Genomic DNA, 20,661 nt, shown 5'->3' with positions numbered 1-20,661 from the left:
CCCATGTTTGGGTGCTTTGTAATATTTTGGCGCAATTATTGCGTGCAGAATACGGAACGCCCTGTTGGTTTCTTTTTACGAGAAGGAACGCCACGCCGGGTGGACGTCATCGCTTTTCCTTACAAAAGGTAGTTTCAATGAGCAGTACCCCAAGCTCCAATGGCCTCGAACAGGGGCTCAAACCGCGTCATGTGACCATGCTGTCGATCGCCGGGGTTATCGGTGCCGGCCTGTTCGTCGGCTCGGGCCACGCCATCGCTGCTGCAGGCCCGGCCGTGCTGTTGGCCTACGCTGCCGCCGGTATGCTGGTGGTGCTGGTGATGCGCATGCTTGGCGAAATGGCCGTGGCTTCACCCGACACCGGCTCCTTCTCGACGTACGCCGATCGCGCGATCGGTCACTGGGCCGGTTTCACCATCGGCTGGCTCTACTGGTGGTTCTGGGTACTGGTGATTCCGCTGGAAGCCAACGCCGCCGCGACCATCCTGCACGCCTGGTTCCCGAATGTGGCGATCTGGGCCTTCACCTTGGTCATCACCTTGCTGCTGACGGTGACGAACCTGTTCAGCGTGAAGAACTACGGTGAATTCGAATTCTGGTTCGCCCTGGTCAAAGTCATCGCGATCATCGGCTTCATCGGCCTCGGCGTTCTGGCGATTTTCGGCTTCCTGCCGACCAGCCAGGTCAGCGGCGTTTCCCACCTGTTCGACACCCAGGGCTTCTTGCCAAACGGCATGGGTGCAGTGTTGGGCGCGATCCTGACTACCATGTTTTCCTTCATGGGCACCGAAATCGTGACCATTGCGGCCGCGGAATCGAAGAACCCTGGCCAGCAAATCTCCAAGGCCACCAACTCGGTGATCTGGCGTATTGGCTTGTTCTACCTCGTGTCGATCTTCATCGTTGTGGCCCTGGTGCCATGGAACGACCCGGTACTGGCAGCCGTCGGCTCCTACCAGACCGTGCTTGAGCGCATGGGTATCCCGAATGCCAAGCTGATCGTCGACATCGTGGTGCTGGTTGCTGTGACCAGCTGCCTGAACTCGGCGCTGTACACCGCTTCGCGCATGATGTTCTCTCTGGGCAAGCGCGGTGATGCACCGGCCGTTTCCCAGCGCACCAACAAGAGCGGCACGCCGTACTGGGCCGTCATGTTGTCCACCGGCGCTGCGTTCATTGCGGTTTTCGCCAACTACGTGGCCCCGGCCGCCGTGTTCGAATTCCTGCTGGCCAGCTCCGGCGCTATCGCGTTGTTGGTGTATCTGGTGATCGCGATTTCGCAACTGCGTATGCGCAAGCAGCGCATGGCACGCGGTGAAAAAATCGCTTTCAGCATGTGGCTGTTCCCGGCCCTGACCTACGCGGTGATCGTATTCATCGTGGCGGCCCTGACCATCATGCTGTTCCAGGAAGCGCATCGCGTGGAGATTCTCTCTACTGGTCTGCTGAGTTTGTTGGTGGTGGCTGCCGGTTTGTTTGTGGCTCGTCGTCGCAAGCTGCAGAAGATGGGGGCGGTGGTGCTGAACTGATTCGCACCGCATAACGCAAAACGGCCGCTGTCAGTGATGACAAGCGGCCGTTTTTGTTTCTGTCAGTTGTGCCGGGCTCAATCGGGGTGAACCCAGTCTTCTACGCGTAGCCCTGGAACCCGTTCAAATTCTCGCAGGTTGTTGGTTACCACTATGAATCCGCGTGAACGTGCGTGGCCGGCAATCATGTGGTCGTAGGGCCCGATAGGCGTGCCAGCCTTGGCCAGCTCGGATCGAATCATTCCGGTATGCGAGGCTGCTTCATTGTCGAAAGGCAAGACTTCAAGGCGTGCCGCAAAACCCTCGATCACAGCGAGGTTTTTTTCGGGTGCTGCTGATTTTTCCGCACCGTAGATCAACTCCATCAGCGTGACGGCGCTGATACATAGCTGCCCGTCATGACGGTTGAAAGCTTCTCGTACGATTTGCGGTTTGTTCTTTATGGTGAAGATGCAGATGTTGGTATCGAGCATGTATTTGATCATCAGAACGACTCACGCTCCTGATCGGCGGGTTGTTCACGATCGCTCATGAAGTCTGCACTTACGCCATCCCCGTCGAACCAGCTGTCCCATGTTTCATCTGCGGGAGTGATGATGCGAGCTCTGCCGATGGCAACTACGTTGACTCGTTTCACGTCGCTTGGCATCGCAACAGCTTTGGGGAGGCGGACAGCCTGGCTTCGATTGCTCATGAAAAGGGTGGTCTGTTCCATTTTGGCCTCCTGCATTTGCGGGGTTTGTGAGCCAGAGAATAGATCTCTTAGAGGATATGTCAACGGGATATACACGGTTGCTGACGAGGGGATCGATTGTTTCAGGTGAGTGGCTTCCAAAGAAAACGGCCGCTGTCAGTGATGACAAGCGGCCGTTTTTGTTTCTGAGGCGAGTGTTTACTCGGCCTTTACTTCCTGAGCATCCAGCGACTCGCGATAGCTGTCGAGCGCCGCGCCGAAGTCAGTGATGAACTGCGGATCCGTCAGCCAGGCCTGGGCGGTGTCGCGGTCCATGCCGTCGGCCCACATGCGGTAATCGATCAGCATGTCGGCGGCCAGGTGAGTGGCGGCCATGGCTTCGTTGTCGGCGTTTTCCATGTCCAGCAGTTCTGGATGGTCGCTGATGATTTCGGCGAGGTCTGACAGCAGGGTCAGCAGCATGTCGTTGCGGCTGGTGGCCTCTGCATCGCGCATTTTGCTGAACATCGCCAGGGTGTATTCCGGGATCGGCTCGCCGATTTCGCCGAGGTCATCGTCCAGTGCGGCGGGTTTTCTGCCGTGGATATTGATTTGCTTCGCTTTGATCTTGGCGCGTTTGGCGCGTTTCTGTTGCTTGTTCAGGGAGGCCATGGGAACTCAGTTCGGTTTCTGTTGGTTTTGGGCCGCGATAGCTTCGGAAGCTGCCACGTAATCAGTTTGGAAGGCCGGGGACTCAATCCAGGCCAGGGCACTGGCTTCGTCCGTTTCGGTGGACCATTGGCGGTACTCGATCAGCGCAGCGATGATGAAATCTGTCGCTGTTTCTTCGCCCTCCTGCTCCAGCACCAGCGCGAGCAGCGGGTGTTCAAGGAATGCCTTGCACATGGCTTGCTGACTGATCTTTTGCGCGTCGATCATTTCTTTGAACAGGTCGGTCAGGTCCACCGATTCAAAGTCGATGCGGTCGTCGTTCGGGTCCAACTCGACCGGCGCGGCGGCCCGTTGGGTGCGGTTCTGCTTGGCCTTGGCTTTGGCGCGGGTGGCGCGTTTGTTCTGCTTGTTGGCGGATGCCATGGGCTCGTTCCGTATTCCGATGAGTGGGAGCATCAGTCAGTTGCGTGGCACTAGCCGCCCGGGTGTGTCGGGGGCCAGTTTGCCGGTCTGCAACCAGGACAATGCAATGGGCCATAGTGTGGCTTGGTATGGGCTACGAAAAAAGGCGAAATGTCCGACTTCTTGTTCGCCGATGTCTTCGGGGGCGATTCGCAAGTGGGCATTCGTGCTGTTGGTGAAGTAACCCAGCAGCCGTTCAATGGCTGGAATCGTACCGTAAGGATCGTCGCTGATGCTGATGGCCAGGGTGTGTGCGGTGACGGATGAGAAGGGCAGGCGCCCGGTCTTTGCGTGAAGAACGCGACCGCTGGGGCGTTTCTCGTAGTGCGCGGTGGGCATGCTCCAGTCGCGAACCACGCCAGCGGGGGTGTCCTCTAGCCAGCCGAGACGTTTGCCGGGGAAGTAGCCGCAAAGCAATGTCATCAACGGCATCGCCAGATGCCACTTGCCGAACATCCGCCAGCGATGGGCGGGTGCGTAATCGCGCCAGTAAGCAAATTGCGCACCGACGGTCAGCAGACGTCGAATCAAATGCCCGGAAGCTCCCAGGCCCGCTGCACAGCCTCCAAAGCTGTGGCCTACAACGTCGATGGGTTGCCCGGGAAATTCACGCTGAGCGCGCTTGAGCATCGCCTCAAAGTCCAGCGCGCCCCAATCTGACCATGAAGCACGCAGTCCTTTCAGCGATGCGGGTCGCGAGTCGCCAATGCCACGGTAGTCGTAAGTGATCACGTCGAAGCCGTTGGCGAACAGGTAATCGGCGAATCGCGAGTAATGGCGGCAGCGGACGGAGGTGGCTGCGTTGATGATGACCACCGAGCGGGTAGCGTCGTGACGGGGGTGCCGCCAGGTAAAGCCGCCGAGGCTGTAGCCATCTGCGGCGGGCTCCTTGAACGGTTCGCCTGCCGTAGATATGCGCGGTGGCAACTCGGCTTGAGTGGGTGCCAGTGAGGGCATGTCCTGCAAATTCATCGGCGTCGGACCTTTGCGGGTAGCTGCCAACGATAGTCTTCGCGCAGCGCATGAACAATCCACCCGTGCTTATCGGAGCCTGTGCTTGAGTATTCGCTCCTCAAGCACCGCCCATTCCCGATCCAGCTCCGCGCGAAGTTCCTCCTCGCTCGGCAGTACCAGTCTGTAGGTACTGGCGAACAGTTGTTCGTTGCCTTGCAGCACTGAATAGCGCACCACCGATTCATCTTTTTGTGCGCAGAGAATGAGGCCGACGGTGGGGCCATCCTCCGGTCCGCGCTTGAGGTCGTCGTACATGCGCACGTACATGTCCATCTGGCCGACATCCTGGTGGGTCAGTACGCCGCGCTTGAGGTCGAAGATGACGAAGCACTTGAGCAGGTAGTTGTAGAACACCAGGTCGATGTAGAAGTCTTTGCTCTCGGTACTGATGCGTTGCTGGCGAGCGATGAAGGCGAAGCCTTTGCCCAGTTCGAGCAGGAAGCCCTGTAGTTGATTGATCAAGGCTTGTTCAAGTTCGCTTTCCTGGACCAAGCCCGCATTGGGCAGGCCGAGAAACTCCAGTAGCACGGGGTCGCGGATGAAATCCCGAGGGCTGGCGTTCATCTGCTCGATATGGGTGGCGGCTTCCTGTTTGACGGCCGGCCGGTCGCGACTCGCCAGCAAGCGTTCGTAATAGAGGGTATTGATCTGGCGCTCGAGGGCGCGACTTGACCAGTTCTGCATCGCTGATTCGTTCATGTACCAATGGCGAGCGTGATCGTTCTCGACTCGTAGCAATCTGCGGTAGTGGGTCCAGCTCAATTCATGACGCAGTGCGTCACGAATTGGGAATGCTTGATAGAACAGGCGCATGTAGCGAAGGTTGGAGATGTCAAAGCCTTTGCCAAACTCTGTTGTCAGACTCTTCGCCAGCGTCGCCAGCAACTGCTTCCCATATCCCGCCCGCCGGGCCCCCTCCTGCTCGAACTCCACAATATGCCGTCCGATCTGCCAACAGGTTTGCACCTGGACGGTATCGACCGCTCGCAACACTTTCTGGCGGGCTTCACGGATCAACTCGCCAAGATTTCCGAGCAGTGAAGTGATCTGTGAATCTTGAGTGTTACCGGGTTTGAGAGGACTCATGACATTTTCCGCGGCTGAAGGAAACAGGCGGAAAAGGATGGCAAAAGAGTGGTAGTCCGCGATGCCGGGCGTTGCTGGTAAATCGGAAGGAAAGGCGAGTTTGCTTTGCAGGACCAGGCCGACGATATCCCGTGTAAGAGGAGTACATCTCGTAGTCCGATTCGCAGTGAGCTCAAGTGCTAATCGATCTAAAACTTGAACATTCGGTAACAAATCTAAAAGGAGTAACGATTGGGTTCCAAGCAACCCGGGAGTCGCCATCATGAAGAACGTCCATTCATTCATGCTGCCCATCGCCGCCGTCGGCGTACTGATGTTGCCAGTCGTGCTTAACGCCGCCAGTCTTGAACCGATCGACAGCACAGGTGTGCAAGTGCAACAGCAACAGCAAAACGGGATTACTTACCTGAACGGGGGGATCGGAGAGGATGAGGCGAAAGCTATCCAGCAAACGCAGGGCTACAACCTGCACATGACTTTCTCCATCGGGGCGGAGGGCAAATATGTTCCGGATGTAAATCTGGTCATTCAGAAAGATCCGGGGCAACCCGTGCTGACGCTGAGCGAGGCTGGCCCGTTGGTTTACGTACAGCTGCCACCAGGCAAGTACACCGTCGTCGCGACACGCAATGGTGAGGAACGGCGTGATACGGCGGAGATAGGAAGTGGTGCCGCTCGCAATCTGGTTTTCCACTGGAATACTGAAAACTAGCCGAAGACCGAAGAGAGACGCTTGCACGATGCCTGATCAAATCGCAGGCATAAAAAAACCCTGAATCTTGCGATTCAGGGTTTTCGGTATTTGGTGCCAGAGACGGAATCGAACTTTTGTCTGTAGAGTGCGTTTCATAAGGAGTTTGCTAGTCAGGTAATGAAAATCTACTCACAAATCTACTCTCTTTTTGAAATGCTCCCCCTCTTTCGGTCATGTTAAGGGTGGTCGAAAACGACGCTGACTGCGCTCAGCCGAACCCGACGAGCGGTAAACCTGCCTCGTCGAAGCCGTCGCCGACTTAAAGGTGTGGTCATCTTCACCACCCCGGATCAGGGTAGTGGTCATTCATGGGGGGAGTGTTGGTGGCAACCCTAGGACTATGCCATCTCACAGGTGGCCGGCCCCCTAGAGAGAGAGCTGGTTCCATCAAGTCGACCGATGCCGGTATCTCGGCATCGGTTTTAAATCAAAAGGTTACGCTAGCTTTTCCAGTAGGGCAGGCAGGTATTGTAGCGCCACCGGGTCTTTTTCCTGAAAGTAGGTCCGGCATCGTTGTGGAATCCACGTACCGTAGAAGTACAGTCGGAAATCACTTAAAAGCTCAATGGGGTAAAGTCTGGCGTCGACAACACGTCCATCCAGATACTGATGTTGATAGTTTGGAAAATCTTTTGGCTCGATGCCTTTTTCTTTGCGCAGCCAACCAGAAAACATTCTCCCGCTAGAGATGTCAGGGATCATATTTTCGGGCAGAACATAACCATCAGCCTCTAACGGCGCAATCAGAGCCAGAACAATTTCATTGAGCATCGAGAAGTGTGTATGGGGAATCTTCGCTCTGTTTGCGATATACCGCTGGAGATGCACAGGGATACGCGCGGCATTTTTTGGAGATACCCCTCCAGCCATCCATTCGGTAATCCAAGCGGTCACCTGGACAGCGAAATCTGCCGATAGCCACTGAGCAAGGTGGAGAGCTACCTGGGGATGTACCCAGGTACCTTGGTAATTGCCGCCTTTTACTGACTGGACCAAGACCGCAATTGGTAGCTTGAGTGACTTAGACAAAGCCTCAAGAAAGTCACTATTCGTCTTTGTCGTATGGTAGTGGCTAAATTTTTTATCAGCCGCTTGGCACATAGCTGTGGCGTTGATGTATCCATCTACGGCGCGCTGGTGAATTAGGTTGCCTTCCATCTCGTGCGGAATAACCGGCAAATCCATTTGAACCATTTTGTTCCCCTCGTGGCGATAAGGTGACCTGTCCTGCACCCAGATGCCCTGGAGTACGGGGTTAGCCGAGGTGTTCGGCGTCACACTGAGCCCTTATACCGGGTCTAGTGGCACTCGGCTATTGCCCTTTAGGATTGTGTTTCGATAGGGAGGTTGTCTATATCTGACTCCCATGGGGACTAAGCGCCTATGGCTAGGAGATGCCGGAAACTCTCTACGCATCTTCCTGCAACGCGAGCTCGCAAGGCTGGCTGAACTCCCATTTCGGTAGGGCAGGTGTCGCGACTCGTTTTGCGAATTTTGAAAACGTGTCGCGGAAAATTTATTGCCAAAGGGCTTTTACGATCTGCTCGTAAACCCGCCGGGAAACAACCGGGGACAAAGTGAGAAAATCCCAATTCGGTCCGTATGGATCAAATGTGAGCCTGAATCACAATTAAGCCACACCTGCTCCAGCCTGCTATCAGGTCGGCGGACGCCCCAATAAATACTTGACGAGCATCAAACGCCAGCACACGGCCTTTAACGATGGAGACGGCGCGGTACGTGGGCTGTTGAGAAACTGACCGGCGCCTGCGGGCGAAAATCCGTCAATGCCCTGTCAAGAATTGCTTGGTGCGCTAAATGAATTGCCAGGGCCGGTAACTGGTCGTCCGACATATAGAGCGCGGCATATTTGGCCTGCTATTTCCCTTGATGGTATTTTTGACGAGCACGCTGAAAATTCTAGACGAGATCTCCGACGTTTTGTCGGCGCCTGATCGCCAAAGTCCCGTATTACGGGGCTCTTAGGCCGACGGCAGCGCGCCGGCGCTATAGAGTTCGTCTGGGGTCTGTCTGAGGTTCGTCAAGACCTGTCAAAAATTTCGTCAAGGCTATTGCGGGATTGGAATGGGGGCCTGAGATAGGTGGTGAGTCTCACTCTCTTCCAATAAATCTTAGGCACTCCCTCCTCGGCTTCTTCAATTAGTTGGGTAGTGGAACGTTGTGCGTACGAGCAAGATCGAACACCTTAGCCTCAACGTCTAGGTAAGAATCTAATATTTCTTGGGATACGTGACTGGCTTCTTTATTCATTATTGAAACAGCCAGTCCTTTGTCATCCTTGCGCTTAGTGTTGAATGCAAAGAATGCCGTATACCGTTTAGGTGACACACCTTCGAAGGTTTCGAAGATGATTTTGTTTTCTGCTGCGAGGTCAATAGAGATCGCGTCGGAGTGGAGAGCCATTGCTAAACTTTTTTCATATGGCTCGATATATACAACTCGATTGATTCCGGAGGCGATTATATGTCTAGCGCAGTTGTGGCAAGGGTAGGTTGTTGTATACATTACCCCGTCTGTGGTGCTGCCTGATGGTTTGCGAGCGATATTTAAAATAGCTTCCATCTCAGCATGAATTGCACGGGAGTATTCAATTAAGGCTCCGGCAGGTGTTTCTTTCAATATTTTTTTTGAAATTTCTTCGGCGAGGCTCGGATCAATTTTTGCGGAGCTTTCCAGAATTCTGACAATGCTTTCTACCAGTCGGCTTTTATGAAAGTCGTTGTAACATTTTCTTCCGTGATTTACACATCGTTGGTCGTTGGGGTTATCTGCGGTATACAGGCCTCCACCTGCTTGTGGAACGTCATTCCAACCAACCGATAAAATATTGCCTTGCGAGTCAGTAATCGCAGCTCCAACCTGGCGGCTGAGACAGGCCGACTTCAAAGACGCTGAGTGGGCGGCATACATGCCTGACTCGTCGCGCGTTGGCGTTATGCCATTCTGTCCGTGAACTAGTCCTACGAACCTACCGCAGGGTTTAGATAAGTTTCCAATACTGGTCAGATGGTTTCGGATGAAGAAGTCAGATTTTTGAACGGTTTTTTCCAGTAGCTGACCATGATCAACATTTTCGTTGCGGTCTCTTTCAATCAGCTCCTGAGCGGCTACGGAGCTCATTCCTTCCTGCTTGAGTTGATCTATTCTAGAGTGTTGAGGGCTCATTACGCCAACAAGATAGAATATGTTTTTATAGACTAATCTGAAAAGCTCAACTTCTGCGGGATTCTTCAGCTGGTCGATAATATATACGGTTCTTGGCGGGTCTTCGTCCTCACTAGCGTTGATTTGAATCTGTCGGGATAGTGAGAGGTTGTGAATGGCCAAGGTTGCTAATGCATCATCCCCTAATCGCTTGCGAATACTGTTACCAAGATCTTGGAGCACTCGATATCGCTCGTCAACGCCGAGTCGATTTAGATCTTTTCCGAAGTGCTCGGTAGGTACAGTATGATTGGCGAAATAGTCTTTAATAATTTTGCTGAGCTTTATGTGAATTACATGGTAATTACATAGGCCAAATTGGTTTTTCAGCTCTTCGACCACGTCTGCTAAGTTGCAGCCGACGGCGCCACATACACCAATAACAATTTCTTTGGTTAGGCGGGATTTTATGCGGGCTTGTATATTTCTTTCTTTTTCATCAACTAAAGCAGTAGCTTCGCCCAAAATAGGCAAAGCTTTTACATTCCCTGTACTCATCTGATTCCTGCTTACCAGTCGGTTTTTTGAGCGCGCCTTGAGATTTGCTCGGCAGCAATCTCATATTCGGTTTTTTTCTTTTTGGCCGCAAAAGCATCGGTATAGATCACAGCCCCTTTCAGGTCGTCCTGGGTTTTCAAGTCCGTCCGATCTGACCTTCCCGTTCTTTCCTGAATGTTCATATGCTATCCCTTCTGACTCAGTGAAAAGCCTTGCAATTCACTTCTATTTGTGCTAGCTGGTCGTATCTCTAGCCCGCGTAGATGATAAACGGTATAGCTCAGAATTTGGTACTCGTTGGTCTGAAATTACAATTGTTTTTTTCTACTAGGAATAGAGCGATCCCGAAGAATGTTGTTGGATCTGAGAATGCACAGCCTCCTCCATGGGTTTGTTCGGCAACTGATCAGGTTGCCAGTGGAAAACACTGCAAAACCTTGGAAACCACAGTGGAAACCAGCGCCTGGTCACCATGTCTTTTGACAGGCGGGCGGCTTGGTTCGCGTTAGTGGGTGCGAACCTGGTGCTGGTACGCATAGGTGGGTGCGTACCGATGGTGCGTACCTGGCTGCGTACCATCGGCACACAGCTCTCTGCCACGGAACGTTCGCGCACTCCAGGTGCGTGAAGACACTGCGTGAAACCTTGCTGGGCGATGGCTTCGCGCATTGACCAGGTGCGCGACGACGGTGCGCGACACACAGCGCGAAAACACCCTGATGAGCCTTGCCGCCAGCCTTCCATGGGGTTGTTTCCGCAAATCGGTGGGAACCATTAACTACTTGGTTCTCCAATCATCTACGATCACCGTGACGGATTCGCACCAATTACCTACGGAGCTTTTGGATGGACGATAACCACGGCGAATTGCTCGATGGCCTCGATTGGTATTGGTCTCGAAAGGTGGAGGCTTACCGAGGATTTGAGTCGATGGGCGCATCGACTTTCAGTGCCAACGCCCGCCGATATTATGGGGAGTATTTTTTATATATCGTCAGCGCAGTCGAGCTTCTTTGCGATTTTGATGCGTCGTTCAATGATTGCATCGAAACCACACTTGATGGATATGGTGGCCACTCGGGGAAAAACAATTTCCAGTACCTTCGGCTCCTCCGCCACGCGATGATACATAGGGGCGCAGACTTAACGAGTGCTGGTGTCGAAGTAAATGGCATCATTTGTCCGCTGGCTCCCCCGACACTTACTGCGAGGGGGGGGAAGAGATTTGTGCGGTTCTCACCTTTTTTGACTGTCATTATTTTTTTCTGCGAGGCCAAGATCGGGCCCACTATTGAGCGCTTCATGGACGGTAAGCAGTTGTGGGATAGAGATCCCGCTAAATCGCTTGAAGTGGCGCTGAATGTTGTGAGGTCTATGGAGCACTGCTCAGCAATAAAGAAACGTGACATAGAACAGGTCATGAATGAACAGGCACAAAAGGGGGGCTTGCCATTCAATACATTCGAAACGTTGCGAGCCTCTTTGAAATCTGGAATGTCATCAGAAGCTGATTTGCAAGGCCTGCTCAGCGAGGCAGAGGCATGGTGGGCGTATTACCTAAGCAACCTATAGCTGTGCCTGAAGCACTCCTTAGTATCCAGTGTAGCCACGGCCAAACCGTGGATACCAGAGTGGATACCGAACGATCAGGCCGGCGTCAGCCACCTGGACAAAAGCCTGACATTGGCCAGCCAATTAGCCTGTTAACAATTGTCAAGGTTGGGGGCGGGATGACTCCGTAGCGAAGATCCCCTTTGATGGAGGGTAACCAGGCTCAGGTGGTACTTTGAGTGGTTACCATACTCGTGGCAGAGTAGGATCAGTTTCAGAAGGTGGATACTCTATTTTGGATACCGATCAATCTGGTCAACGCCTGAAGATTGGCGAAAATTGATGATTGCAGTCTTCGATTTGATGACAGTCCTTTTTCCGCACTTATGCGAATCTTCTAGACAAGGCTCATCTACAGGAAGAATGCTGTTCACTAACAATTGTGCGCATGTCCGCACCATTTCCATAGCTAGGAGTTATACCATTCGATGGAAAGTATATTTGGTTTCTTTGAAAGCCTCTTCAAGAACTTCACATGGGGTCGCCTAACTTTTCTTGCTTTTTCTATTCTATTAACTGTTGGTGGTTTATTTGTTTACGAGTCGTACACAGGGAACTTTAAATTAAATCGAATCAGTGCTGAGTTGAAAATAGTTGAAGCAATCGTTGAGCTCGAAAAGAAAGTCGAGAGTCTTCCGGACAACTCCCCTAGTAAGCGATACTTTGACAGGCTTATGTCCGAAGCAGGGAAAAGTCAAATTGAGTTTAATTTTCAACCAGGATTCTCATCGCCGAGGTTCGAGCGTATTTTTTACCAGTGCTTACCATGGGCGTTGTTATTAACAATTATTTTCTTCACTACCTCGTCAGGCCGCAGTTCTGCTGTTGGGGGCGTGCTTGCAATTGGTAGTCCATTTATAGTGCTTGGCTATAATCTGCCAGCATTGGAAGAAACTTGGGTGATTGATTATCTATACCCATGGGGAGTATTCACCTTGATACTGATTTTTATACTTGTATGGCAGCACCGCAAGAAAAGTTAGCTACAATCCTCATTTTTATGAGGTCCTGATCAAAGAGATAAAATGCGGTGTTTTGCCCAGGTTTTCACTATCATGGATGACTAGTTTGTTGGAGCAAATTCTCATTCGGAATCGCTTTCGGCGACAGATCATATGGTCCCAGTGGGATCATATGGTCTCTCTCGGTGGTGTACTTTTGGCAACTATAAACAGGGTTTGAGACTTGCCACGCGGCGGTCTGAAATCCAACTCATGCTGCTGCTGGAAAAGAACTGGACCTTTGTTGACTCCTTGCTGCCGATCACGTCCGCCATTTCTCTGTTGTTTGCGCTCACCACTGACTTGCCGCCACTCGGCCTCGGCTGAAGACTCACGTTGTAATGAGCCCCCGCCAGTGATTCATTTTGCCAGGCGTACAGAATGCACTCTGCCACCTGCTGTTCTGGTTTAGAAGTGGTGAAGGACTTTAGCGCCCCCTCTGTCCTCATCTCCTGGGGTGAGGTAGTACATCCGCCCAGTGCCAATACGATCACGCCGACTGCGATAATCCTTTGCATTTTCTTCTCCTGGAAATGGGCGAATGTATCACCGGCTGGGCTACATCTGGTCTTCGGCGTAAATCGCGGCGCTGATGATCGCTCCGCCGACACGGCGCTTCCCATAACAGAGCGGCACCGGGTTGCCAGACGCGGTGGTGTTCTTGGCACTGCCGAACGCATAGCCCGGCGTATTCTCGGGCGCGGCGCTGGTCCTTAGCCCCCCGGCTTGAGGGCTCAGCATCTGAATTACGCCGCCGATAGCCATCGATGCGCCTGCCGCGCCAACGGCGCCCCACGCCCCACCCGCGGCGAACCCGCCGACACCTCCCGTGGCGATGGTTGCAACAATTATCAGCGCGACACCGATAATCGTCTGCATCATACCGGCGCGCTTACTGCCCTCGATCACGGGCGCAATGATGATGTCGTCACCACCTTGATAGCAGAGCTCGGCCTCGCTGATGTTCTTCTTGCCCAGAAAAACAGCGAACACAAGGCCTCGAGATTTCGCGTTGGATATGAACCGCTCGAAGCCCGGGATTTGCACGCAAAGAGCCTTGATGGCTTCAGCAGGAGTGCGCACAGCGAGCGGGTACGATTTCCCGAACTGCCGCAACTGACCATAAAGCTTTACGGTTCTGATCGGCGGATTAAGACAGCTGCTCATGCTTTGTCCTCTGCGTAGATTGATGCGGAAATGATCATGCCGCCCCAGGTTCGCTCGCCGATGCAGATCGGGACGGGGTTACCGCTGGCAGTCGTGTTTCGGGCGCTCCCGAAGGCGTATGAGGGTGCGTTTTCGGGGGATGAGCTCTTGGCCAGCCCGCCCTGTTGCGGGCTAATCATTTGGATCACGCCGCCAATGGCCATAGAGGCGCCCGCCGCTCCCACAGCTCCCCAGGCGCCGCCGGCGGCGAATCCTCCGACGCCTCCTGTTGCAATAGTGGCAACCAATATGAGCGCAACTCCTATGATCGTTTGCAATGATCCTGCTCGCTTGCTGCCGGCGATCACCGGGACTATGCGAATCTCCGTGGCCCCACCCATCGCGAGCTCCTTCCCTCCAATATTTCGGCGGTTCCGAAAAATCGCGAATTCGAGACCTTTCCTTTTGGCGTCTGCGAGGTATTTCGCAACCCCGGGATGGTTGACGTCAACCGCCTTGACTGCTTCGCGCACATCGCCGGTTGATAACTCGAAAAAGTGTTCGCGACCGAACAGCTTTCCAGCTGACCCACCGAGCAGAACACGGGTTTTGTCTCCGAAATCAGTTGCCATACGTTACCCCTGGGCGCCTTGGGCGCTGTGTTTTGGAATTCCCATCCCGAGCTGACCAGCCAGGATCATGCGAGCGGCCATGGCATCGTCTCGGATCGCGATTTCTCGCTTCACGTCTGGATTCCAAGCCGAGCAGTGCGTCGACTGGTAAGCCCGGGCGCCGCGGTATTCAATGCGCATGAGTTCGGCCGAGATCCGGGCCTCGTCCTCAGTGAAAAAAGGTCCCTCGATTTCAACCCTTTCCCCGTCCCGCACGCGCTGAACGTTCCACACGAAATACCCACCAATCATTCCGGGGTCAGTAGTGAAATCCGTGGTCTTGCACGCCGCGGCGAAGCGTATGTGGTGTGACATGTGTTTCCTCCTTCGACGCCTTGGCGCCATTGATGGGCTGATGCCCGGTGCTGTTGCTCAATGTCGCGACACGTTTTGCGAATAACGAAAACGTGTCGCGGAATAGGTCGCTTACTTGCCGACGATGCTTAGGGTGGGCGGCAACTTCGGGCCGAACGGGGCACCAGGTGCGAACGGATCAGGCAGCAAGTGCTCCGGGCATTCCCTGATGAAATTCGCGGTCGCGAGTTGGCAGGCGTTGAACAGTGGGCCGTCGTTCCATTCCTGGCCTCGGCGGGCGGCGCTATCCTCGAGCGCATAGGCGAACACCAGGTCGGCAAGGCTGGCCAAACCCTCCTTGCGCGCCGTCTCCCGCTCCACGGTGTTGATCGCGAGCAGATCGCACAGACGATCAAACCCCAGGCCGTTGGCCAGTCCCTCGGTGTCCAGCACCAGCGATCGCCCGAATGCGGCGAGTACCGTGCGCAGGTCTTCCCACTCGGTGCGGCGGTGTTCGGTGGCTTGCTGCTGAATCTCGTAAATCTTGGCGGCAGTGAAGGGTAGGTAGTGGCGCAACTTGCTGGCCTCGCGGCGTATTGCCCGGCGCTCGAGGCGGATCGAATCAACCCGCGCCCCGAAGATGCGGCAGATCCGTCGAGTGGTGATCAAGCTGGTGCTCATGCTGGCGCCTGGCTTCCTGGCAATGTCCAGCAGGCCGATAACGAGACTGGTGCTCATGGGTGAGCCTCCATAGGTGTTTTGTCGTAGCTGGCGCGCAGGTGAGCACCAGCCGTGCAATGGCGGCCGGTGGGCGCGTAGCAGGAACGGCAAACCATGATGTGATTGAGGTATTGGTCGCGGGCTTGTCGCCACTCGGGTGTGGCAGTGGCGGCGTTTGCGTGTGGGCCGGTGATGAACTGAGCAGGACGCTCGACGCGAGTGGCCAACACCAGGCGCGGGCGAGCCCGACCATCCACTTTTGGCGTGTCGGTACCTGGAATGGCTGGTGGCATGTGATCGAGCAGGCGGGAAAGGAGGCTCATACCTTCACATCACCCTGATTGCTCCATTGCCCATATGTGTCTGTAGAAAAAAAACGGGGGAACGGGGGAACAGTGGGAACAGCCAATGTTTCCGGGGCTTTCAGAGGGGGATTCTGTTCCCCACGTTTTTTTGTGGGGAACAGTGATAACCAGATACTCAGAAATGCGGAGATGCTTATATTCAAAAACATGTTTGTGTTCCCCCTGTTCCCCATACATTCAATAAGGGGGAACGGCTACAGGCCACGGTTTTACTGGCTGTTCCCCCGTTCCCCCTGTTCCCCACGTTTATAGGTTCCTGTGAACTCGGGTATTCGTACTTGGTGGCAGTGGTGGTCATGCGCTACCCCCTTCGCAGTCCATGGCTTCGGGATCGATGACGTATAGGCGCGCTGAGCCGCCGGCGGGGATGCGGTACTTTTTGGTTTTGCGGCTTTCGCGGTCGGTGTCGCGTTTGGCCAGGGCTCCACCAACCTCAATGGCCTTGACCACTCGGGTAAGGCCGAACCCGTGAGCGGCCTCAATGAGCGCCGACTTGTTGAACAGGTAGAGCCGCTTGCCGGCCACCAGCTCCCAATAGCCGGCGCGGTTGAACACCTTGGCGTCCACCTCTGGCGCATCCACGTTGGAGAACCGGCTGCTGCCGTGTTTGTCGATAAAGTCGATGATGCCGGCCAGGATCTGGCGGTCTTCTGCGTTACCACCGCCCACACGGGAGAGCCATTCGCCATAGAGCAAACGACAGTCGGCGAGGGCGGTACCCGGCTCCCAAGGCAGCAGGCCATAGGCGATGGCCATCTCGCCCGCGAGCGCGATGACGGCGAACCGATCGGCTACGCGCCCGGCCTGGGCGTTGTCCTCGACGAACTGGGCGCGGATGCCGTCAAAGTCACTGAGCAGGCCGGGCTTATCGTCGGCGGCGACAAGGCGCTCCACGAACGCTGGCCCAAGGTGGCCATGGTGGGCGCCGACCGCCACGGTGAGCTGCCGGTGGAAGTCCGCTCCCTCAAGCCCGTGCAACTCATCGAAGGCCCGGTGTGTGCGGGTGCCGGCGTTCACGTCGACCATGCGCAGCTCGGCGCCAGCGTGGGCGGCATTGCCGGAAATGGCGGCGTGTTCGGAGAGCGAGCGCTCGCCGCTGGAGAGTGTCAGCAGGCGCCAGCTCAATTTGGCGCGGCCTTCACGCTCGCGGGTCATGGTGCCTTTGCCTTGGCCGTTGGCGAGGGAGTAGGCCATTTCCTGTACCCGTTTGGGGTCGGCGCGCTTGATCTCGTCCAGCGGAAGGATGGTGTCATTACGGCTCGACGCTTCGATCTCAAGCCCGCCCTTGGTCATGTCCCAACTGGCAGCGAACACGCCCGGGTCGCCCCACACCGACGACCCGATCAGTTGCGCCAGTGACTTGCCGCTCGAGCTGTCGCCCACCAAGTGAACACCGCCACCCAGCACGCCGACCAAACTCAATAGCGGGCCAGCCAGCGAGCACCCGATCGCCAGTGTCAGTACTGGATTGCCCGCGCACTTGGCGGCCACCTCTGATTGCCACAGCGCCAGCTCGCCGCGCCGGCTGAACAGTACCTGTGCCTTGTTGCTGGCCTGGTACCGCACATTGGTGCTGCCAATAGTTCGCCCAGGCAGTACGAACGCGCCAGACTCATGCCAGCCCGGTCGGCTAGTGGTGGCAAACACTTCTGCAGGATGCTGGTCGAGCAGGTACTCCATGAAGGTGCCGCGTTTCTTGAGGGCGATAATGACGCCCATCCCGAACAAGGCGCGCCGGGCGTCCTCGCCGCTGCCGCCGAACACCTCCATGGCGATGATCCATTCCTTGATGCCGCCCTCAGTGACCAGACGCAGCAACCGGCCCTCGCTGCCGTCGTCGCTATTGGTGGTGCGGGCCACGACCGTGATGGGGCTGGAGATCCATTCATCAGTGATAGGTCGGTCGCCGGTATCGCCCTCGGCGTCATCTTGGTCGGCGGCGGTGCGTTTGAAGCTGTGCCAGTAAACGCCTGGGCGCAGCTTGCGGCCTTTCTCATTGGTCACCCAATGCTCGTACACCGCCCAGCAGGGACGATCTGGCGCAATGGTTGCCGCATCTGGTCGAAGGTTGATCACGTTGGTGTCAGGCTTGGACATTGGCGAGTTTCCAGTTGGCGAGATCGTTGAAGTCGGTGAGGTCATCGGGGGCGCCTTCTGGCCACTCAGGGAAAGCCACTTGGCCGCCCACGGCCGCCGCGGCAGCGTTTGCCGCTTTGCGTCCTGGGTTGCCGTCGGTGAGCCGGTCGTCGTCGCCGACGATAACGATTGCCTGGCCCGGGTAGCGGGAGCGAAGGCCCATCGCCGCCGGGATCAGGTTGCCCGCGTTCATGGCTGCCGCAACGACATAGCCGCCGTGCTGGTGGAGGCTGGCGGCGGTCGCCCATCCTTCGCAGATGCAAAGCACAGAACCCGGCTCGATGATGCCCAGCGGCGAGTAGGTGCCCTTCACGCGGCCACCGGGCAAGAAGCGCTTGGCGCCGTCCGGGGCAATTCGTTGCAGGTTGACCAAGCGCCCATCCAGGTACAGAGGGATCAGCAGATCAGCGCCGCGCTGGCGCAGGCTGTGGGAGCGAACTCCTTTGGCGGCGAGATACGGGTGGTCGGGTGCGGCGCGGCGAGCATTGCGCCACCAGTGGTTGGCCTTCTCGGCGGCCTGCTGCTGGCGTCGGTGTTGCTCGGCCTCGCGCTGGCGCCGGGCCTGATCAACTCGCTCGCGGACCTGCGCGGCCTCGCGAGCGTCCACCGGTTCACGACTACACCAGGTGCTGGCGCCACCGGCTTTCCAACTGCCGAATGCGCCGGATGCAATGCCGTCCAGATACAGCACATACCAGCCGTTGAGGGAGCCGGGCTTATCCTCCGGCACACGGAACCGGTGGATAGTGCCGTCGGCCAGGGGAAGCCAGTCGAGCTGGCCATAGACGGCCTGGAGTGCGTCACGGAACAGGATCGTAGCGTCAGTCATGCGGCCCCCTTCGGTGGGGTGAACCGCTTGGCCAAGCATTCCAGTTTCTGGTTCAAACGATCCAGTTCATCGCAGTGACGGCCCTGGTCGCCTTCCTTGATGCGCAGCTCCAGAAAGCCAATCAGGGTTTCCACCAGCAGCGCATAGCTGGCGCTATCGATGTGCGCGCCAGCGGTGGGCGGCACGCCGCTACCTTTGCGCTTGATCGGGGTCACGTTACCCATGGTGGACCTCCCGGCGATCAGCGCCAGCAAAGGCCCGGCAGACCTGGCCGTTGTTCACGCCGTGCCAGTGGGTAATGTCGTCGATTGAATCAACCAGGCAGGCCGTCACTTGGGCGCCAGCACTACGTATAACTACGCGCCCGAACTCGGCGTCGGCCTCGGTCAAGAATGGCCCCAGCAGCGCCTTGGGCACCTTCGGGTGAGTGACGTAAAACAGTTTGGTGGCTTTTTTCGGGCAAGCCGATCCCGTCGACGCAAATGCGCCATTTTGAATTTTCATGCTTAACCTCTTAGGTCAGGGCGTCGGCGCATTGCGCGGGTGGTTTGAGAAAGCGTCATGCTGGAATTTCCAAATCAGAAACCAGCTCATGCAGATCACGTCTCGCCATATCAGCAATCAGATGGATTGCGGACTGAATTGCGGATTCGCCGAGATCGTCAATTTGCGGGGCTTCATCCAGATCGCTGGCGCCTTTGTAGGAGCCGTTGTCCATCAGGATTTGCGATAGCTGGGTGACGGTGAACAGGGAAAAGTCGAGACGATCAACGAGATCGCGGACGTACAGGCTTGGCCGATTCATAGCGCGATCTCCCGAACATTCTGGTCGGCGCCCGGGTCGTCTGAGCCGAAAATGGCCTGATTCAATGCCTTCCTGCTCTCACTCCACAGGTCGTACTCGGGGTGGCTGCCAGCTCCCGCATCATTCGCCCATTCTGGTAGCTCGTTACGCCACCGCATTTCGTTCAAGTGCGTCCACCAGCGGCTCGCGTGGCGCTGCTCATCGATGATCAACTCCGCCAACAAAGCGCGTTGCATATCCGTAAGCACAAGGGTCGTCGTGGCGATGAGATCGGAATTATCGATAGTCATGCGCACCCCCGTTGTCTATCCCGCTCCGTTTTCCGACCACGCCATAGGAGGCGCCTAGGTCGCGATGCTTCCAGCAGAAGTTGCCACTGAAGATGCGGATCTGCTCGATGTGTCGAGCAATATCGGAAGCAACACCATTTTCCTCACGACACATCATGGGATCGATCAGCGGCACCAGAATCCGCACCAGCTTGTCGAACTCCTCCGTGGCGAAGTTCATCGAACACATTTCTTGAGCATTCAGAGCGGCGTCACGCAGCACCTCGCCCTCGATGAACACTGCGGCAGGCAGAGTTTGCATATTCATTGCACACCTCCTTCAACCAGCAGGTGCTCATAGTCCTCGATGAAACAGTCCACGGAGTTGGCGTGATCCATGGCGACGAATGCGCCCAGAGAGGCAAGGCGCGCCTGATTGGAGTGCTGCGGGGAGGATTCTTTGAGGGCGATCAGCAGTGCTTCAAGCTGCTGCAAAACCTCCTGACAGCCCCTCAGGTGCTCAAAGGCGTCACTGGCAACTCGATGCGCAGAACGGGCGGAGGCAGTCATGCGGCACCTCCGATAGATTCCAGGGTGCGGACGATGGCCATGTGGGCGTTGTAGCGGGCGAGACGAACGGAGAGGGACGAGTTTGCGCGGAGAGCGCTCAGGGCCATGCGGCGGTGAGCAAAGGCGCGAATTGCGGACGGAATGAGGGCGTGTTTCATAGGCGAAGCTCCCGAATCATGAGAGCCACCACGGCCTGCCGCCAAGCAGAGAAGGGTGGCGAATTGCGCAGGATTGGCGGACCGGTGATTCAGGAACCCGGCGCACCCGAGGGTGCTCCTGCGCAACCCGCCATAACGCGAGAATGCGGACACAAAAAAAGCGCCTGCAATCG

General features: G+C 56.0%; 27 protein-coding genes. 4 read left to right on the top strand and 23 right to left on the bottom strand.

Going from position 1 to position 20,661, the window contains the following annotated elements; translation table 11 throughout:
• Window positions 1-137: 137 nt before the first annotated feature.
• Window positions 138-1,529, top strand: a complete 1,392-nt coding sequence (gene gabP / locus AC3WP4_RS14495) for a GABA permease (protein WP_102614967.1) — start codon at window positions 138-140, stop codon at window positions 1,527-1,529.
• Window positions 1,530-1,606: 77 nt separating this feature from the next.
• On the opposite strand, the gene vapC is transcribed toward gabP, so the two are convergent.
• The 6 genes from vapC to AC3WP4_RS14465 all read right to left on the bottom strand — a co-directional run bounded on the left by vapC (window position 1,607) and on the right by AC3WP4_RS14465 (window position 5,436).
• Window positions 1,607-2,014 carry a type II toxin-antitoxin system tRNA(fMet)-specific endonuclease VapC gene (gene vapC, locus AC3WP4_RS14490; RefSeq protein WP_076028998.1) on the bottom strand — a complete coding sequence of 136 codons (408 nt, stop codon included), beginning with the start codon at window positions 2,012-2,014 and terminating at the stop codon, window positions 1,607-1,609.
• A complete protein-coding gene (vapB, locus tag AC3WP4_RS14485; RefSeq protein ID WP_102614966.1) occupies window positions 2,014-2,244 on the bottom strand; it encodes a type II toxin-antitoxin system VapB family antitoxin in 231 nt (76 codons plus the stop codon). Before vapB ends, vapC begins: the two co-directional genes overlap by 1 nt.
• A gap of 177 nt (window positions 2,245-2,421) precedes the next feature.
• Window positions 2,422-2,874: a hypothetical protein gene (locus AC3WP4_RS14480; RefSeq protein WP_074872687.1), complete on the bottom strand. Its 453-nt coding sequence runs from the start codon at window positions 2,872-2,874 to the stop codon at window positions 2,422-2,424.
• Between the two features lie 6 nt (window positions 2,875-2,880).
• A complete protein-coding gene (locus tag AC3WP4_RS14475; RefSeq protein WP_102614965.1) occupies window positions 2,881-3,297 on the bottom strand; it encodes a hypothetical protein in 417 nt (138 codons plus the stop codon).
• A gap of 36 nt (window positions 3,298-3,333) precedes the next feature.
• The gene (locus AC3WP4_RS14470; RefSeq protein WP_102614964.1) at window positions 3,334-4,308 is read right to left on the bottom strand and encodes an alpha/beta hydrolase family protein; all 975 of its coding nucleotides are present in this window, start codon (window positions 4,306-4,308) and stop codon (window positions 3,334-3,336) included.
• Between the two features lie 69 nt (window positions 4,309-4,377).
• A complete protein-coding gene (locus AC3WP4_RS14465; RefSeq protein ID WP_102614963.1) occupies window positions 4,378-5,436 on the bottom strand; it encodes a PDDEXK nuclease domain-containing protein in 1,059 nt (352 codons plus the stop codon).
• 262 nt (window positions 5,437-5,698) lie between these two features.
• On the opposite strand from AC3WP4_RS14465, the gene AC3WP4_RS14460 reads away from it, so the two are divergent.
• Window positions 5,699-6,148 carry a hypothetical protein gene (locus AC3WP4_RS14460; protein ID WP_074872704.1) on the top strand — a complete coding sequence of 150 codons (450 nt, stop codon included), beginning with the start codon at window positions 5,699-5,701 and terminating at the stop codon, window positions 6,146-6,148.
• 477 nt (window positions 6,149-6,625) lie between these two features.
• Here the strand turns inward: AC3WP4_RS14460 and AC3WP4_RS14455 are convergent, their stop codons facing one another.
• The 3 genes from AC3WP4_RS14455 to AC3WP4_RS14445 all read right to left on the bottom strand — a co-directional run bounded on the left by AC3WP4_RS14455 (window position 6,626) and on the right by AC3WP4_RS14445 (window position 10,095).
• Complete coding sequence (locus AC3WP4_RS14455) at window positions 6,626-7,384, bottom strand: KilA-N domain-containing protein (RefSeq protein WP_102614962.1); 759 nt, start codon at window positions 7,382-7,384, stop codon at window positions 6,626-6,628.
• A 966-nt stretch (window positions 7,385-8,350) separates the two neighbouring features.
• Complete coding sequence (locus tag AC3WP4_RS14450) at window positions 8,351-9,913, bottom strand: anti-phage dCTP deaminase (protein ID WP_102614961.1); 1,563 nt, start codon at window positions 9,911-9,913, stop codon at window positions 8,351-8,353.
• An 11-nt stretch (window positions 9,914-9,924) separates the two neighbouring features.
• Entirely contained in the window at window positions 9,925-10,095 is a 171-nt protein-coding gene (locus tag AC3WP4_RS14445) for a hypothetical protein (RefSeq protein ID WP_158242617.1), read from the bottom strand.
• 664 nt (window positions 10,096-10,759) lie between these two features.
• Here AC3WP4_RS14445 and AC3WP4_RS14440 point away from each other — a divergent pair.
• Window positions 10,760-11,485, top strand: a complete 726-nt coding sequence (locus AC3WP4_RS14440) for a hypothetical protein (RefSeq protein ID WP_102614960.1) — start codon at window positions 10,760-10,762, stop codon at window positions 11,483-11,485.
• Between the two features lie 467 nt (window positions 11,486-11,952).
• Window positions 11,953-12,507, top strand: a complete 555-nt coding sequence (locus AC3WP4_RS14435; RefSeq protein WP_102614959.1) for a hypothetical protein — start codon at window positions 11,953-11,955, stop codon at window positions 12,505-12,507.
• Window positions 12,508-12,689: 182 nt separating this feature from the next.
• Here the strand turns inward: AC3WP4_RS14435 and AC3WP4_RS14430 are convergent, their stop codons facing one another.
• The 14 genes from AC3WP4_RS14430 to AC3WP4_RS14365 all read right to left on the bottom strand — a co-directional run bounded on the left by AC3WP4_RS14430 (window position 12,690) and on the right by AC3WP4_RS14365 (window position 20,330).
• On the bottom strand, window positions 12,690-13,043 hold the full coding sequence (locus tag AC3WP4_RS14430; RefSeq protein ID WP_102614958.1) for a hypothetical protein: 354 nt from the start codon (window positions 13,041-13,043) through the stop codon (window positions 12,690-12,692).
• A 40-nt stretch (window positions 13,044-13,083) separates the two neighbouring features.
• Window positions 13,084-13,692, bottom strand: a complete 609-nt coding sequence (locus AC3WP4_RS14425) for a tail assembly protein (protein WP_102614957.1) — start codon at window positions 13,690-13,692, stop codon at window positions 13,084-13,086.
• On the bottom strand, window positions 13,689-14,303 hold the full coding sequence (locus AC3WP4_RS14420; RefSeq protein ID WP_102614956.1) for a tail assembly protein: 615 nt from the start codon (window positions 14,301-14,303) through the stop codon (window positions 13,689-13,691). Before AC3WP4_RS14420 ends, AC3WP4_RS14425 begins: the two co-directional genes overlap by 4 nt.
• 3 nt (window positions 14,304-14,306) lie before the next feature.
• Window positions 14,307-14,657, bottom strand: a complete 351-nt coding sequence (locus AC3WP4_RS14415) for a hypothetical protein (RefSeq protein WP_102614955.1) — start codon at window positions 14,655-14,657, stop codon at window positions 14,307-14,309.
• 111 nt (window positions 14,658-14,768) lie between these two features.
• Window positions 14,769-15,374 (bottom strand): hypothetical protein, encoded by a 606-nt coding sequence (locus AC3WP4_RS14410; protein WP_102614954.1) that lies wholly within the window; start codon window positions 15,372-15,374, stop codon window positions 14,769-14,771.
• Window positions 15,371-15,679, bottom strand: a complete 309-nt coding sequence (locus AC3WP4_RS14405; RefSeq protein WP_102614953.1) for a hypothetical protein — start codon at window positions 15,677-15,679, stop codon at window positions 15,371-15,373. The genes AC3WP4_RS14410 and AC3WP4_RS14405 overlap by 4 nt, the downstream gene beginning before the upstream one ends.
• A 336-nt stretch (window positions 15,680-16,015) precedes the next feature.
• Window positions 16,016-17,818, bottom strand: a complete 1,803-nt coding sequence (locus AC3WP4_RS14400; protein WP_102614952.1) for a DUF927 domain-containing protein — start codon at window positions 17,816-17,818, stop codon at window positions 16,016-16,018.
• Window positions 17,805-18,686, bottom strand: coding sequence for a toprim domain-containing protein (locus AC3WP4_RS14395; protein WP_102614951.1), 882 nt, complete (start codon window positions 18,684-18,686; stop codon window positions 17,805-17,807). The genes AC3WP4_RS14400 and AC3WP4_RS14395 overlap by 14 nt, the downstream gene beginning before the upstream one ends.
• The gene (locus AC3WP4_RS14390; protein WP_102614950.1) at window positions 18,683-18,910 is read right to left on the bottom strand and encodes a hypothetical protein; all 228 of its coding nucleotides are present in this window, start codon (window positions 18,908-18,910) and stop codon (window positions 18,683-18,685) included. Before AC3WP4_RS14390 ends, AC3WP4_RS14395 begins: the two co-directional genes overlap by 4 nt.
• Entirely contained in the window at window positions 18,903-19,190 is a 288-nt protein-coding gene (locus AC3WP4_RS14385) for a hypothetical protein (protein ID WP_102614949.1), read from the bottom strand. The genes AC3WP4_RS14390 and AC3WP4_RS14385 overlap by 8 nt, the downstream gene beginning before the upstream one ends.
• A 55-nt stretch (window positions 19,191-19,245) precedes the next feature.
• On the bottom strand, window positions 19,246-19,491 hold the full coding sequence (locus AC3WP4_RS14380) for a hypothetical protein (RefSeq protein WP_102614948.1): 246 nt from the start codon (window positions 19,489-19,491) through the stop codon (window positions 19,246-19,248).
• Entirely contained in the window at window positions 19,488-19,781 is a 294-nt protein-coding gene (locus AC3WP4_RS14375) for a hypothetical protein (protein WP_102614947.1), read from the bottom strand. Before AC3WP4_RS14375 ends, AC3WP4_RS14380 begins: the two co-directional genes overlap by 4 nt.
• Complete coding sequence (locus AC3WP4_RS14370) at window positions 19,768-20,088, bottom strand: hypothetical protein (RefSeq protein ID WP_102614946.1); 321 nt, start codon at window positions 20,086-20,088, stop codon at window positions 19,768-19,770. The genes AC3WP4_RS14375 and AC3WP4_RS14370 overlap by 14 nt, the downstream gene beginning before the upstream one ends.
• Window positions 20,085-20,330 carry a hypothetical protein gene (locus tag AC3WP4_RS14365; RefSeq protein WP_102614945.1) on the bottom strand — a complete coding sequence of 82 codons (246 nt, stop codon included), beginning with the start codon at window positions 20,328-20,330 and terminating at the stop codon, window positions 20,085-20,087. The genes AC3WP4_RS14370 and AC3WP4_RS14365 overlap by 4 nt, the downstream gene beginning before the upstream one ends.
• Window positions 20,331-20,661: the final 331 nt, after the last annotated feature.

The organism is Pseudomonas sp. FW305-20 (assembly GCF_058788075.1).
The sequence above is the reverse complement of the archived record's forward strand: the minus strand, read 5'-3'. Positions and strand labels throughout refer to the sequence as shown.